The sequence below is a fragment of the Microbulbifer hainanensis genome, assembly GCF_014904735.1.
GTDB lineage: Bacteria > Pseudomonadota > Gammaproteobacteria > Pseudomonadales > Cellvibrionaceae > Microbulbifer > Microbulbifer hainanensis.
Genome location: NZ_JACZCR010000027.1, coordinates 141,676 through 156,022, shown reverse-complemented (window position 1 = coordinate 156,022; position 14,347 = coordinate 141,676). Strand labels below are relative to the sequence as shown.

The window sequence follows — 14,347 nt, the reverse complement described above, 5'->3', positions numbered from 1 at the left end:
ACGGCTACTCCCTCGACTCGATAAGCTGTAGCGCGTCCCGCGCTATGATCCATTCCTCGTTAGTGGGTATCACCAACGCCAGTGAACTGTCGGCGCGGGTGATGCGACCCTCGGCACCGGCGCGTATCCGCCGGTTGTTTTCCTCATCGAGCAGGTAGCCAAAGCCACCGAGCCACTCGAGTACCTTTGCCCGGACATAGACGGAGTTCTCGCCAATACCACCGGTAAACACCAATGCGTCTATCCGCCGTAAAGGCACCGCGTAGGCTGCGATATATTTAGCCAGGCGGTAGCAAAACAGAGCCAATGCCAGTTCCGCACCACGATGCCCGTCCAGCGCCGCCTCTACCAGCGCGCGGCAGTCATTGCTCAGTTCAGAAATGCCCAATAATCCGCTCTCACGATTCAGAAGCCGATTAATTTCGGCGGGCGCGTAATGCAGTGACTCAGCGAGATGAATGAGGATGCCCGGATCCACATCGCCACATCGAGTACCCATCACCAGTCCCTCCATCGGCGTCATGCCCATACTGGTATCGACACTGATGCCGCCTTTGATCGCGGCCACGGACGCTCCATTGCCCAGGTGCGCGGCAATGATATTGACCTCCTCGAGCGGGCGTCCTATCAGTTTCGCTGCGCGCTCACAGACAAACCGGTAGCTGGTTCCATGCATACCGTAGCGCCGGATACCATGTTCGCTGTACAGGTGATGAGGCAGGGCGTACAGGTAGGCGTAATCGGGCAAGGTCTGGTGGAAAGCGGTATCGAATACGGCGACCTGCGGCAGTTGCGGAAAAGCCTCGGTGGCCGCCCGGATACCCAGCAAGCCCGCCGGATTGTGCAGTGGTGCCAGCGCCGAGCATGCCTCGATAGCTTCTACGGTACTCGTGTCGATCAGGACCGAATGCGAAAAATACTCGCCGCCGTGAACGACGCGGTGTCCAACGGCAACAAGCTGCAGATCCCGAGCCGCCATGTTGGTGATCAGCTCCCCGACGAGAAAGCCCAGTACGGCCCCGTGCGCCGCGCCAGCTTCCAGTGCACGCTCGCCCCGGGCATCCCGATATCGCCAGGACACTGACGGCTTATTGTTACCCAGCGATTCCCCGATACCACTCAGTGGTTGGGCGCCGGTCTGCGGATCTACCACTGCAAACTTCAGTGAAGAACTGCCTGCATTTAACACCAGGACTCCGCGCGCGGCCTGCATAATACCCCGCCAAAATTTACAGACGTATGCCATAAGGCTAGCTGCTTTTGGCGGACTTCTATGTCATGCATATGGGAATTATTGAAGGACGCTGCAACGGGGACGCGAGGTCAGGATATCGCTGATGACTGGGGCGGTGACGGCTTTGCCCGGCTTTTATCTATGTGTTGCGCGGATTGTGTCAATTGTATACAGACAGGGCGCGTCGCTCGACTAGGCCGTGGAGATGCTGCACATCGGGCAAAAAAAAGGCGGCTCGCGCCGCCTGAACTGTACGTGACAGGAAAAAGGTTACTTAGCCGAACTGGTTCATGGTGTTGTCTTTACCAGCCGCTTTCAGAGCTGCTTCACCGGCAAAGTATTCCTTGTGGTCATCGCCCATATCGGAGCCGGCCATGTTCTGGTGTTTGACGCAGGCGATACCCTGACGGATTTCCTTGCGCTGTACGCCTTCCACGTAGCCCAACATACCCTTGTCACCGAAGTACTCCTTGGCCAGGTTGTCCGTAGACAGGGCGGCGGTGTGGTAAGTCGGCAGGGTAATCAGGTGGTGGAAGATCCCCGCTTCGCGTGCCGCATCTGCCTGGAAGGTACGGATCTTGTCGTCGGCTGCCGCAGACAGTTCGGTATCGTCGTACTCGGCACTCATTAGGTTGTCGCGGTCGTAAGCGGATACGTCTTTGCCTTCCTCTTTCCAGGTATCGAATACCTGCTGGCGGAAATTCAGGGTCCAGTTGAAAGACGGGCTGTTGTTGTATACCAGCTTGGCGTCGGGAACCTGCTTGCGAATCTCATCCATCATGGCGCCGATCTGGCGAACATGGGGCTTCTCGGTTTCAATCCAGATCAGGTCAGCGCCATTCTGCAGGGAAGTAATGCTATCCAGGATGCAGCGTGCCTCACCGGTGCCTTTGCGGAACTGGAACAGGTTGGAGGGCAGGCGCTTCGGACGCAGCAGCTTGCCGTCGCGATTGATGATGACGTCGCCGTTGGCCAGGTCGGCAGGGGCAACTTCTTCGCAATCGAGGAAAGCGTTGTACTGGTCGCCCAGGTCGCCTGGCACCTTGGTTACCGCGATCTGCTTGGTCAGACCGGCGCCCAGGGAGTCGGTGCGCGCAACGATTACGCCGTTGTCCACGCCCAGCTCGAGGAAGGCGTAGCGCACGGCGCGAATCTTGGCCAGGAAGTCTTCGTGAGGCACGGTGACTTTACCGTCCTGGTGACCGCACTGTTTCTCGTCGGAAACCTGGTTTTCAATCTGGATACAGCAGGCACCGGCCTCAATCATCTGCTTGGCCATCAAGTAGGTGGCTTCTGCGTTGCCGAAACCGGCATCGATATCGGCAATGATCGGCACGACGTGGGTGACATGGTTGTCGATCTTGTCCTGGATCGCCTTTTCAGCCTTGCTATCGCCAGCTTCACGCGCCGCGTCCAGTTCGCGGAACAGACCGCCCAGTTCACGGGCGTCGGCCTGGCGCAGGAAGGTGTAGAGCTCTTCGATCAGGTGCGCTACTGCCGTCTTCTCGTGCATGGACTGGTCGGGCAGGGGGCCAAATTCACTGCGCAGGGCCGCCACCATCCAGCCAGACAGGTACAGGTAACGGCGGTCGGTGTTGCCTTCAAAGTGCTTTTTGATGGAAATCATCTTCTGCTGGCCGATAAAACCGTGCCAGCAACCCAGTGACTGGGTGTACTTGGAGGTGTCCTTGTCGTAGGCCTCCATGTCTTTGCGCATGATATCGGCGGTATATCTGGCGATATCCAGGCCAGTCTTGAACTTGTTCTGAGCGCGCATGCGCGCCACGGATTCCGGATTGATGGCATCCCAGGAGCTGCCGTGGGCTTCACAGAGCTTGGCTGCCGCTTGTATGTCTTGTGCGTAGGTAGACATGCTGTGGTTCCTCGAAAAGGTGACTGCGATATAAGTGTTGAGAATCCTAGTGGGAGTGGCATAATTTGCCTAATTTATTACCCTTATCTTCACTATCCGTCAGACGAATATATGAATCTGGAAAGAGCCGACCTCAACCTGCTTGTCTACCTCGATGTACTGTTGCGTGAACGTAATGTCACCCGTGCCGCTAACTATCTGGGGCTTTCCCAGCCGGCCATGAGCAACGGCCTCAAGCGCCTGCGCGACCTGTTCGACGATCCGCTGCTGGTGCGCACCCGCGAGGGGATGATGCCCACCGAGCGGGCCCTGGAACTGCAGCCCATGGTTCGCGAGGCGCTCGCCTCCATCGACCGCGTCATCCAGCCCAACCGCGATTTTGATCCCGCCCAGGCGCGGCGCACTTTTCGCATCATGGCCAGTGACTACGCGGAATCCACGCTGATTCCGGCGCTGCTGATCCAGTTGCGCGAACAGGCGCCGGGGATCAGTCTGGATATCATGACGCCGAGCGACGTGAGCTTTGTCGATGTGGAGCAGGGCAAGGTGGACATGGTGATCAACCGGTTTGACAGCATGCCCCAGAGCTTCCACCAGGCCACCGTGTGGCGCGATTCGTTTTCCTGCGTAATGCGCGCGGATAACCCGATACTCGGGGACTACAATCTGCAGAGCTACCTGCAGGCGCAGCATATCTGGGTATCGAAAACCGGCATGGGAGTGGGGGTTGGGGTCAATCCTGAAGACGTACAGCGCCTGGGCTGGGTGGATGAAGCCATCGCCAGACTGGGCGAAAAACGCGATATCTCTGTGTTTACCCGCCACTACCAGGTGGCCATGCTGCTCGCGGAGCAGAGCGACCTGATCGTCACAGTGCCCACCCGGCTGGCGCAGCTGGCCAAGGAGAATCCCCGGGTTGTGCGCCGGGATCCGCCGCTGGATATTCCGCCGCTCGAGCTGAAGATGGCCTGGAGCCCGCTGTTGCAACAAAGTGCACCGCACCGGTGGCTGCGGCGGCTGATTCTGGATGTGGGTCGGCAGCTCTAGCTTGGAGTGGCGAAGGGGTCGACCTTACCCTTTGCCATTGTGACCCTTCCGAACATTCAAGATGTGAATAGTGAAAATAGCGCCTATAAATTAGCGATATGATCCTGCGGCTGTTTAGAATGCCGCAACTCCATCAATCAGCGAGAGGCCCGGATATGACGGAACGAATCCAAATTGGCGAACTGCAGATTGCCACCGCACTGCATAAACTGGTGACCGAAGAGGTTATACCCGGTACCGGTGTCAGCGCCGACGTCTTCTGGGCAGAGTTCGAAACCATCATTAACGACCTGGCGCCGGTCAATCGCGCACTGCTGGAAAAGCGCGATCAGCTGCAGGCGCAGATTGACCAGTGGTATACGGACAACCCCAACGCCTACCGTGATCTCGAAACCTACAAGAATTTCCTGCGCGAAATCGATTATCTCGTCGAGGAGCCGGCGGATTTCACTGCGACCACGGAAAATGTCGATGCGGAAATCGCCGTGATGGCCGGCCCCCAGCTGGTCGTGCCGGTAATGAACGCGCGCTATGCACTGAACGCCGCCAATGCCCGCTGGGGCAGCCTGTACGATGCGCTCTACGGTACCGACGTGATCAGTGAGGACGGCGGGGCCGAGAAAGGCGGTGATTACAATCCGGTGCGCGGTGCCAAGGTCATCGAATACGCCCGGGAGTTTCTCGACCAGTCCGCGCCGCTCACCTGCGGGAGCCACAAGGATGCCGTCAAGTACCGCATCAACGGCTCACTGCTGGAAGTGGAGCTGGCCAATGGTGATATCGCCACATTGCAAAATGGCAAGCAGTTCGCCGGCTACCGCGGTGAAGTCGACAGGCCCACTAGTGTATTGCTGCAACAGCACGGATTGCGCTTCGAAATCCAGGTCGACCGCGACAGCCCGATCGGCAAGACGGACGCCGCAGGCGTTAAAGATATTTTGATGGAAGCGGCGCTGACCACCATCATGGACTGCGAAGACTCTGTCGCCGCTGTAGATGCCGAAGACAAGGTGGTGGTCTATCGCAACTGGCTCGGCCTGATGAAAGGCGATTTGAAGGAATCCATCAGCAAGGGTGACAAATCCTTTGAGCGGACGTTGAACGCGGATCGCGAATACACCACGCCGAACGGCAATTCACTGACCCTGCCGGGCCGCAGCCTGATGTTTGTGCGCAACGTCGGCCACCTGATGACCAATGATGCCATCCTCGACAAGGACGGCAATGAAGTGCCCGAAGGAATCCTCGATGGCATGATCACCAGCCTGATCGCGTTGCACGATATTCGCGGTCAGGGCGCATTGAAAAACTCGCGCACAGGCAGCGTGTATATCGTAAAGCCGAAAATGCACGGCCCCGAAGAAGTCGCTTTTGCGAATACCCTGTTCGATCGTATCGAAGACGCCCTTGGCCTCGCACGCAATACGGTAAAAATGGGCATCATGGATGAGGAGCGCCGCACCACGGTGAATCTGAAAGCCTGTATCGCCGCGGCAAAAGAACGGGTGGTATTCATCAATACCGGGTTCCTTGATCGCACCGGTGACGAGATCCACACCTCCATGCTCGCCGGCCCGATGATCCGCAAGGGCGAGATGAAACAGTCGAAATGGATTAACGCCTACGAGGACTGGAACGTGGATACCGGCCTCGCCACCGGGCTGAAGGGCAGGGCGCAGATCGGCAAGGGCATGTGGCCGATCCCCGACCAGATGGACGCGATGATGCACGCTAAACTTGCACATCCCATGGCGGGCGCCAACACGGCCTGGGTGCCGTCACCGACAGCAGCGACTCTGCACGCCTTGCACTATCACAAAGTAGATGTTGCCAAGCGCCAGGAGATGCTCGCCAGCCGTCCGCATGCCAAGCTCGACGATATTCTCACGGTACCGGTTGCGGAAGAGACCAACTGGAGCGCCGAGGAAATTCAGCGCGAACTCGACAACAATGCCCAGGGGATCCTCGGTTATGTGGTCCGCTGGATCGATCAGGGCGTCGGTTGCTCCAAAGTGCCGGACATCAACGATGTGGGCCTGATGGAAGATCGCGCGACCCTGCGGATTTCCTCTCAGCACATTGCGAACTGGCTGAAGCAGGGAGTCGTCACCGAGCAACAGGTACAGGAAACCATGCAGCGGATGGCTGCCGTGGTCGACCGCCAGAATGCCGGAGACCCCATGTATCTCGATATGTCTCCTGACTACGACGACAGCATCGCTTTCCAGGCCGCGTGCGAACTGGTCTTCGAGGGTTGCGCGCAGCCAAACGGTTACACCGAGCCGGTGCTGCACCGCCGCCGGCGGGAATTCAAGGCCAGCCAGCAGCAGTCGTAAGTTTTTTCTGTCGACATTCGAATCCCCGCCCTGAGCGGGGATTTTTTTGACTTGGGAGTTTGTGCGCGTAAAAAATTTCTCCTCGCCCTGTTGACCTTGACTTAACTTGAGGTCTTAAGCTGCAGCCATCATTCACTGGCAATTGGGAAGCAGCCACAATGACCGCAGTCAAATTTAACCTCACCGACTATCTGCAGCGTATCGATTACCGCGGGCGACCCTCCGTCGACCTTGATACGCTCAAGTCACTCATCACTCTCCATACAGAGGCCATTCCGTTTGAGAACCTGAGCCCATTTCTCGGCCAACCGGTGGAGATAGACCTTGCATCAGTGCAACGAAAATTGGTCAAGACGCGACGCGGTGGCTATTGCTATGAACAGAATGCCCTGTTGCGGGCGGCTTTGCAGGCTATCGGATTTCCGGTTTCTGGCCTGGCCGCGCGGGTGCTGTGGCAGGCTCCGACGGATCACCAGCCGGCCCAGTCTCACATGATCCTGCGTGTGGAAATCGAAGACGCGGGCTATCTGGTCGATGTCGGTTTCGGCGGCCAGACTCCCACCGCACCATTGCGCCTTGACACTTCCGCCGAGCAGGCGACCCAACACGGGCTCTACCGACTGTCCCGAGTGGGAGACGACTACCTGCTCGAGACAAGGATCGCCCGGGATTGGTCGCCAGTTTACCGCTTCGACCTACAGGAGCAGTTGGCCGGGGACTACAAGGTTTTCAACTGGTACTGCTCCACGCATCCCGAGTCGCGCTTCGTCAATCAGTTGGTGGCGGCGCGCGCGTTCAGCGGCGGGCGCCATACACTGCTCAATCGGGAGCTCCGTTACTATCCATTAAATGGCCCCGGAACCGTCGTGCACCTGGCCGGGCCGCAGGCGTTGCGCGACACCCTTGTCGATGTGTTCAGGATTACTCTGCCCGAAGGCCCGGAAATGGAGCGTGCATTGGCCAGGTTGTTTCCGGCATCGGAGGTGCGGGCGTGACGAAAATTGCCGTTGTCTATCACTCTTCGACGGGTACCACCGAGCAGTTGGCGTGCGCGATTGCAGAAGGCGTTCACACCACGGCGGGCGCCGAAGCAATACTTCTGAAAGTTTCGGAGGAGGCGATCAGGCAGGGCCGCTATATCGATGGTGAGGTAATGCGCCAACTGGATTGCTGTGACGGAATCGTATTCGGTTCGCCCACGTTTATGGGTTGTGTATCCGCTCAGTTCAAGGCATTTATGGACGCTACCAGCGAGCGCTATGGTCGGCGAGCCTGGGCCGACAAGCAGGCGGCGGGCTTTACGATCGGCGGCAGCCCCAGCGGGGACCAGCTCAACACATTGCAGACCCTGCAGATATTTGCCGGTCAGCACGGTATGTTGTGGATGGGCATTGATTTGCCCGCGGGGTGGGACAGCGCCGGACGCAATCGCCTGGGCGCCCAGACGGGGCTCATTGCACAGCGTACGGAGAGCGGCGGCGTACACCCACAGGACCATCTGACCGCCAGCTATCTCGGACAGCGGTTCGCCAGGCATCTGGCAAGATAGCGGCCGATCCCAATGAAATCCCTCTCCCGTTTTTCAGGAGAGGGCCCCCAGCCCTTTGTTACAGCTGGATCCAGTCTTCCTGGTTATAGCGGGCGAGGCTGTAGCTGGAGATATTGTAGAGATCGGACTGCTCGGAAGGGATGGCGCGTAGAGGGCTAGAGCGTTAGTTGCCGCAAATTTGGCTCCGGCGCAGCGAGGGGCCAGTCGAGTTCGAAAACCTCTGCGAGTTTGCGCGCGCGCACCGGGTTATCGGCTTCGTAAATGCCCTGCCATGAATCGCGGTCGTCGCAGACCAGCGCCTGTTTGCCATCCGCGGTGACAAATTCCCAATCCGGGGTGTCAACGGTGGCCTGAATGCGTCGTAACTCGATGCGGGAACTCAGGCGCTGAATCAGCGCGGCGGTGCGGTGGAAGCGTTGCAACATCGGATCGGTATCCCGCACCAGCAGTCGCACCCGTGCAAAACGGCTGCTGCGGACAAAAGCCGACAGCGCGTCATTGACTGCAGGATCGTGGTAGAGCGGGTGCGCCAGCTGCGCGGAAAATACGCAAACGTCACGGCTGGCGCCCTGTAGCAGCTGAACCAGGGCACTGCGGAACTGTTCGATTTCCGCCAGCTGCTGGGATCCGCCCCCTGGCTCAGTCAAAACGGCGCACCATTTTGATATGCAGAATATCGGCCTCGGTGAAGGGCACACCTTCGGCGACAAAGCCGGCCTTGCGGTAAAAGCCTTCGGCGTGACACTGGGCGTGCAGGTAAACCTGGGTGAACTGGCGCTCGCGCGCAAAATCGCAGATGGTTTCGAGCAGGCGAAACCCGAGGCCGCTGCCGCGTTCTGACTTGAGCACGGCCATCCGTCCAATCTTGCCCGTTGGCAACAGCCGGCCGGTACCGACGGTATTGCCATCCCGCAGCACCAGGAAGTGCTGTGCGCTGGATTCCTGGTCGTCCCACTCCAGTGCGGGATCGACATTCTGCTCGCGCACAAATACCGCATCGCGCACGCCGCGAATCAGTTCGCGATCTCTATTCCAGTCAGCGGTTCGAATCTCAATACTCACGTTCAGAAATCCTCCGGCGGGTAAATCAGGGTGCCCTGTGCCACAAGCTGCTCGATTAGTGCACCGGGCTCAGCCAGCTGCGGATAATGCTCTATATCCGCCTGCGTGATCACGTGAGTTTCGCAAAATTTTTCGGCAAAGGGCAGGGGGGCCGGAAAAGTTTCACCATCGACGAACAGGGATTCCGGCTTTCGGCAAAAGGCGCAGCGCGAGGCCGGATTCAGTACCAGCTCGGCGCCCTGCGGTAACTGCTCACGCCAGTCGTCCGCGCTGCCGGCATCCAGTGCTACCGTATCGGGATACTTCGCTTCGGTCATGACTGCACCGAACCACTGGGCAATATTCTGCGGCTGTTCCAGCCAGCTGTGCAGCTGCGCGCGCAGTAGCTCGACTGATGCCGAATCGATTTCACCGGGTGACGTAGCCGGTACACGGCCCGGATCGGTATAACGGAGATGTTCAGGCAGGCCGTGGGCAACCTCTGCGGCGAGGTCCTCGAGAATGGTCCGCGCAGATGGCGCGCGAAATCCGATGGAAATCGTCGTGCAGGCCCCCTCGGCCACGCCCCAGTGGCTGTATTGCGGCGGCAGGTACAACATATCGCCGGGTTCCAACACCCAGCTGTTTTCCGGCTCGAAGCTTTGCAAGATTTTGAGGGGCGTGCCGTCCAGGCGTGGTGTGTCTTCATCTACCTTCGGGCCCTGCTGCCAGCGTCGCTTGCCCTCGGCCTGCAACAGGAACACGTCGTAATAATCGAAATGTGGCCCCACGCTGCCCTGATCGGCGGCATAACTGATCATGACATCATCCAGACGCCAGTCGGGAATAAAGCGGAAATACTGTTTCAGTTCTGCCACTTCCGACAGCCACTGATCCACAGCCTGGACCAGCAATGTCCAGTGGCTTCGCGGCAGTGACAGGAAGTCTTCCTCGGTAAACGGGCCTGTGCGCAGTTCCCAGGGGCCGGTATCGCCATTTTCCAGCACCAGACGCGACTCCACCGCTTCCTCCAGAGCCATACCGGCCAGCTCCTCGCCGGAAATGGGTGATTCAAAATCCGGAAAAGCGTTGCGTATCAGCAGGGGTTTCTGCTGCCAGTAATCACGGAGGAATTCGGCTACAGGCATGTCGCCTAAATGGGTCAGAACGTTGGACACGTAGGTTTACCTGAACTGGATGGAGAGGGTGGGAGTGGGTGCTCAAGGCAGCCCCAGCAATGGGACTGCCGCGAAGGGCACCTTGAACAAAAGAGCCGGATCGTGGTCCGGCTCAAAATGCTCACATCAGATGTTTTTCGCCTGTTCAACCGCGTTGCCGATATAGGACGCCGGCGTCAGTTCGTGCAGCGCGGCTTTCGCTTCCGCGGGGATTTCCAGGTTGTCGATAAACGTCTTCAGGGTTTCACGAGTAATTCCCTGTCCGCGAGTCAGCGCTTTCAGCTTCTCGTAGGGCTCCTCAATATCGTAGCGACGCATAACCGTCTGGATCGGTTCAGCCAGTACTTCCCATGCGTTGTCCAGGTCCTCTGCCAGACGCGCACGGTTGATTTCCAGCTTGCCCAGGCCCTTCAGGGTCGCCGCGTAGGCGATGATCGCGTAACCGGCGCCGACACCCATATTGCGCAGTACCGTGGAGTCTGTCAGGTCACGCTGCCAACGGGAAACCGGCAGCTTTGCGGCCAGGTGCTGGAATACGGCATTCGCCAGGCCCAGGTTGCCCTCGGAGTTTTCAAAATCGATCGGATTGACCTTGTGCGGCATGGTAGAGGAACCCACTTCGCCGGCCACGACTTTCTGCTTGAAGTATCCGAGAGAAATGTAGCCCCAGATGTCGCGATCGAAATCGATCAAGATGGTATTGAAACGCGCAATTGCGTCAAACAGCTCAGCGATATAGTCGTGCGGCTCGATCTGGGTGGTGTAGGGGTTCCAGCTTAGGCCTAAGGAGGTGACAAACTCCTCAGCGTTTTTCTGCCAGTCCACGGCCGGATAGGCTGAAAGGTGCGCATTGTAGTTGCCGACCGCACCGTTGATTTTGCCGAGCAGCTCAACCTGGTGAATCTGGGCAACCTGGCGGCGCAGGCGCGCGACCACATTGGCGAGTTCCTTGCCGACGGTGGTCGGGCTGGCAGTCTGGCCATGCGTGCGGGACAGCATCGGCACGTCGGCAAAGCTCTGCGCCAGTGTCGCAATTTCGGCAACGATCTTGTTCATCGCCGGTAACAGCACCTGGTCGCGCCCGGCCCGCAGCATCAGCGCGTGAGACAGGTTGTTGATGTCTTCCGAGGTACAGGCGAAGTGCACAAATTCACCGACCTTGGCCAGCTCTTCATTTGCGCTGATTTTTTCCTTCAGGAAATATTCCACTGCCTTCACGTCGTGGTTGGTGGTGCTCTCAATTTCCTTGATACGCTGCGCGTCTTCCAGTGAAAACTCCGCAACAATATTGTCGAGCAGCTCAGTCGCCTCCTTGCCGAAAACCTGTACTTCGGCAATTTCCGGGTGGCGGGACAGTTGCTGCAGCCAGCGTACTTCCACTTCGACACGGGCGCGAATCAGTCCGTACTCGCTGAAAATATCGCGCAGCGGTGCGGTTTTACTCTCGTAGCGTCCATCAATAGGGGAAACCGCGGTCAGTGCGGATAACTCGACTGTCATTTGCTCAACTCCGGATTAAAGATTGGATGATTCGATTTGCGCGATCAGTTCATTGGTCGCGGCGAGTAATTTTTTGCGCTGAAACAGCAGGTGCAACCTGCGGCCACCGAGCTGGCGCCACAGGGTCGCCGCGCGAACGCCGGCAAACAGCATGGTCCGGATCTGATTGGCAATTCGCTGTTGCTGCAGGAAATTGAAATCTCCCAGCACCTGGATCCTGAAGCGGAAAGTACTCAGGGTATCGCTGTAAATACTGGCGAGATTCGAAAAGACATTTTCGTGGCCAATACTGAAGTGATCCGCCTGTGCCCGGGCTTTCTCCAGCCTGCTGCCAATAATCGCCAGCAGATCCTGCTTTTTGCTCAACTGCCGTTGCAGGTACAGAATCGACAGGGCATAGCGCAGGCAATCCGTGTACTCCGGGTGCTGGCGCGTCATCAGTAACTGCCGCGAGACCTGTAGCCCCGGCAACAGTTTGTCTGCACCACCGAAAACGTCGGCGGCATCGTCCGGGTTCTGCTGAAACAGGCTGTAAACGCCGGTCTCGAGCTGTTCTATCGGCGCATTGCCGGTTTTGGCCAACCGCTCAACAAGAACTGCGGACTGAAAGATGCCCGCCAATGCCAGTGCCTGCTCTCGCCAGTTGCTCAAAATCGCTCCTTAATTGTGAGTTCACACATTGCCGATGCCGGTGGCCCGCTCGATTACCGCGCCACCGAGACAGATCTCGCCATCGTACAGGACAAGGGACTGACCCGGGGTAATCGCGCGCTGGGGCTCGTCAAACTCAACCCGCAGGTCGCCGTTTTCGAGGACGCGGACGGTACAGTCCTGATCAGGCTGGCGGTAGCGGGTCTTGGCCTTGGAACGGAATTCCTCTGCTGGGGCGGCACCGTTGATCCAGTGCGTCTGCGTCGCCTCAAGGCCAGTGGCGTAGAGCAGGGGGTGGTGCGCGCCCTGGGCCACGAGCAGCACGTTGCGCTCGAGATCTTTACCCACCACATACCAGGGTTGCTCGCCGGCGCCCTTGACGCCGCCAATCCCGAGTCCCTGCCGCTGGCCGATAGTGTGGTACATCAAGCCGGCGTGGCGGCCCATGACTTCGCCTTCCGGCGTCTCCATATCGCCCGGCTGTGCCGGCAGGTACTGCTCGAGGAAGTCCTTGAAGCGGCGCTCGCCGATAAAACAGATACCGGTGCTGTCTTTCTTGTCGTGGGTAACGAAGCCGTGCTCCTCGGCAATTCGGCGTACTTCCGGTTTTTCCAGCTCACCGATCGGGAACAGCGACTTGGCGAATTCGGCCTCACCCACGGCGTGCAGGAAATAGCTCTGGTCCTTGTTGGGATCCAGTCCCTTCAGCAGGTAGGTATGGCCACCCATGTCCTTGCGGCGCGTGTAGTGGCCGGTGGCGATGGCGTCGGCGCCGAGCATTTCCGCATATTCCAGAAATACTTTGAACTTGATTTCCCGATTGCACAGGATATCCGGGTTGGGCGTGCGGCCCGCCTTGTACTCCGCCAGGAAGTACTCGAAAACGTGGTCCCAGTACTCCGCGGCGAAATTGGCGGTGTGCAGTTTGATCCCCAAACGGGCACAGACGGCTTCCGCGTCCGCGAGGTCTGCCTTCGCGGTGCAATACTCGGTACCGTCGTCTTCGTCCCAGTTCTTCATGAACAGACCTTCCACCTGATACCCCTGCTGCATCAACAACAGGGCGGCTACGGAGGAGTCGACGCCACCGGACATGCCGACGATGACGCGCTGGGGCTGTTTACTGGTGCTATCTGACATAAAAATGGGGAGCAACGGCTACCGGGCTGTAAAAAGGGGGCGAATTTTACCCGTGAATGGGGTCTGTGACCAAGGCCGCTTTAATCTCCCCATCAGCATAGCGCTGCAAATGGGGTGTTCAGCGGCGGCGGCCCGGCGCCCGGGGTTGCCGTCGGCCTGTCGGGCGGGGTGCGGGAGCAACGAAAACCTGTTCAATCCGCTGCTCTCCTGATCCCAGCTCCCCCAGGGCCCAGTTGCCGATGGAAGCACGGATCAGGCGCAGGGTAGGGAAGCCGACGGCGGCCGTCATCCGGCGCACCTGCCGATTCCGCCCCTCGCGGATCGTCAGTTCCAGCCAGGAAGTCGGCACGGTTTTGCGCTCGCGCACCGGCGGTACCCTCGGCCAAAGCGTCGCGGGGGGGGCGATAAGCCGGGCCCTCGCAGGCGCCGTGCGGCCATCCTTGAGATCTACCCCCCTGCGCAGGCGGCCGGTCGCCTCTTCATCAAGTTCACCTTCAACCTGCACCCAATATGTCTTGGGCAACTTCTGCTTCGGGTGGCTAATCTGGTGTTGCAGGGAGCCGTCGTCCGTCAGCAATAGCAGGCCTTCCGAATCGAAATCGAGTCGGCCCGCGGCATAGAAGCCCTTGCGGTGGATATAGTCGGCGAGGGTGGGGCGCCCCTCCGTATCGGTGAACTGGCTCAGTACGCCGTAGGGCTTGTTGAATAGGATGATCTTGGCCATAGAGAAATTGAGCTATTGTAATCCAACTACAAAAATGGGCTGATGCTGATATAATCCCGCCGATTTTTCATCCC

At 58.7% G+C, this 14,347-nt stretch carries 13 protein-coding genes; 4 read left to right on the top strand and 9 right to left on the bottom strand.

From position 1 onward, the window contains the following. Positions 1-4 precede the first annotated feature (4 nt). Both IG168_RS10470 and IG168_RS10465 read right to left on the bottom strand, forming a co-directional pair. Entirely contained in the window at positions 5-1,189 is a 1,185-nt protein-coding gene (locus IG168_RS10470; RefSeq protein ID WP_319024689.1) for an acetate kinase, read from the bottom strand. Between the two features lie 319 nt (positions 1,190-1,508). Further along, positions 1,509-3,107: an isocitrate lyase gene (locus IG168_RS10465; RefSeq protein WP_193164331.1), complete on the bottom strand. Its 1,599-nt coding sequence runs from the start codon at positions 3,105-3,107 to the stop codon at positions 1,509-1,511. Between the two features lie 111 nt (positions 3,108-3,218). On the opposite strand from IG168_RS10465, the gene IG168_RS10460 reads away from it, so the two are divergent. The 4 genes from IG168_RS10460 to IG168_RS10445 all read left to right on the top strand — a co-directional run bounded on the left by IG168_RS10460 (position 3,219) and on the right by IG168_RS10445 (position 8,039). Continuing rightward, a complete protein-coding gene (locus tag IG168_RS10460; protein ID WP_193164330.1) occupies positions 3,219-4,154 on the top strand; it encodes a LysR family transcriptional regulator in 936 nt (311 codons plus the stop codon). A 155-nt stretch (positions 4,155-4,309) separates the two neighbouring features. Beyond that, entirely contained in the window at positions 4,310-6,490 is a 2,181-nt protein-coding gene (locus IG168_RS10455) for a malate synthase G (protein ID WP_193164329.1), read from the top strand. Positions 6,491-6,648: 158 nt separating this feature from the next. After that, complete coding sequence (locus IG168_RS10450; protein ID WP_193164328.1) at positions 6,649-7,485, top strand: arylamine N-acetyltransferase family protein; 837 nt, start codon at positions 6,649-6,651, stop codon at positions 7,483-7,485. Continuing rightward, the gene (locus tag IG168_RS10445) at positions 7,482-8,039 is read left to right on the top strand and encodes a flavodoxin family protein (RefSeq protein WP_193164327.1); all 558 of its coding nucleotides are present in this window, start codon (positions 7,482-7,484) and stop codon (positions 8,037-8,039) included. The genes IG168_RS10450 and IG168_RS10445 overlap by 4 nt, the downstream gene beginning before the upstream one ends. 155 nt (positions 8,040-8,194) lie before the next feature. On the opposite strand, the gene IG168_RS10440 is transcribed toward IG168_RS10445, so the two are convergent. From IG168_RS10440 to IG168_RS10410, 7 genes are all read right to left on the bottom strand, one after another. Continuing rightward, complete coding sequence (locus IG168_RS10440) at positions 8,195-8,686, bottom strand: DUF7931 domain-containing protein (RefSeq protein ID WP_193164326.1); 492 nt, start codon at positions 8,684-8,686, stop codon at positions 8,195-8,197. Beyond that, positions 8,679-9,101: a GNAT family N-acetyltransferase gene (locus IG168_RS10435; RefSeq protein WP_193164325.1), complete on the bottom strand. Its 423-nt coding sequence runs from the start codon at positions 9,099-9,101 to the stop codon at positions 8,679-8,681. Before IG168_RS10435 ends, IG168_RS10440 begins: the two co-directional genes overlap by 8 nt. Positions 9,102-9,103: 2 nt before the next feature. After that, a complete protein-coding gene (locus IG168_RS10430; protein WP_193164324.1) occupies positions 9,104-10,258 on the bottom strand; it encodes a JmjC domain-containing protein in 1,155 nt (384 codons plus the stop codon). 126 nt (positions 10,259-10,384) lie between these two features. Beyond that, on the bottom strand, positions 10,385-11,758 hold the full coding sequence (purB, locus tag IG168_RS10425; protein ID WP_193164323.1) for an adenylosuccinate lyase: 1,374 nt from the start codon (positions 11,756-11,758) through the stop codon (positions 10,385-10,387). A gap of 15 nt (positions 11,759-11,773) precedes the next feature. Next, the gene (hflD, locus tag IG168_RS10420; RefSeq protein WP_193164410.1) at positions 11,774-12,412 is read right to left on the bottom strand and encodes a high frequency lysogenization protein HflD; all 639 of its coding nucleotides are present in this window, start codon (positions 12,410-12,412) and stop codon (positions 11,774-11,776) included. 18 nt (positions 12,413-12,430) lie between these two features. Further along, a complete protein-coding gene (gene mnmA, locus IG168_RS10415) occupies positions 12,431-13,549 on the bottom strand; it encodes a tRNA 2-thiouridine(34) synthase MnmA (RefSeq protein WP_193164322.1) in 1,119 nt (372 codons plus the stop codon). Between the two features lie 118 nt (positions 13,550-13,667). After that, a complete protein-coding gene (locus tag IG168_RS10410; RefSeq protein WP_193164321.1) occupies positions 13,668-14,273 on the bottom strand; it encodes a pseudouridine synthase in 606 nt (201 codons plus the stop codon). Between the last annotated feature and the right edge of the window lie 74 nt (positions 14,274-14,347).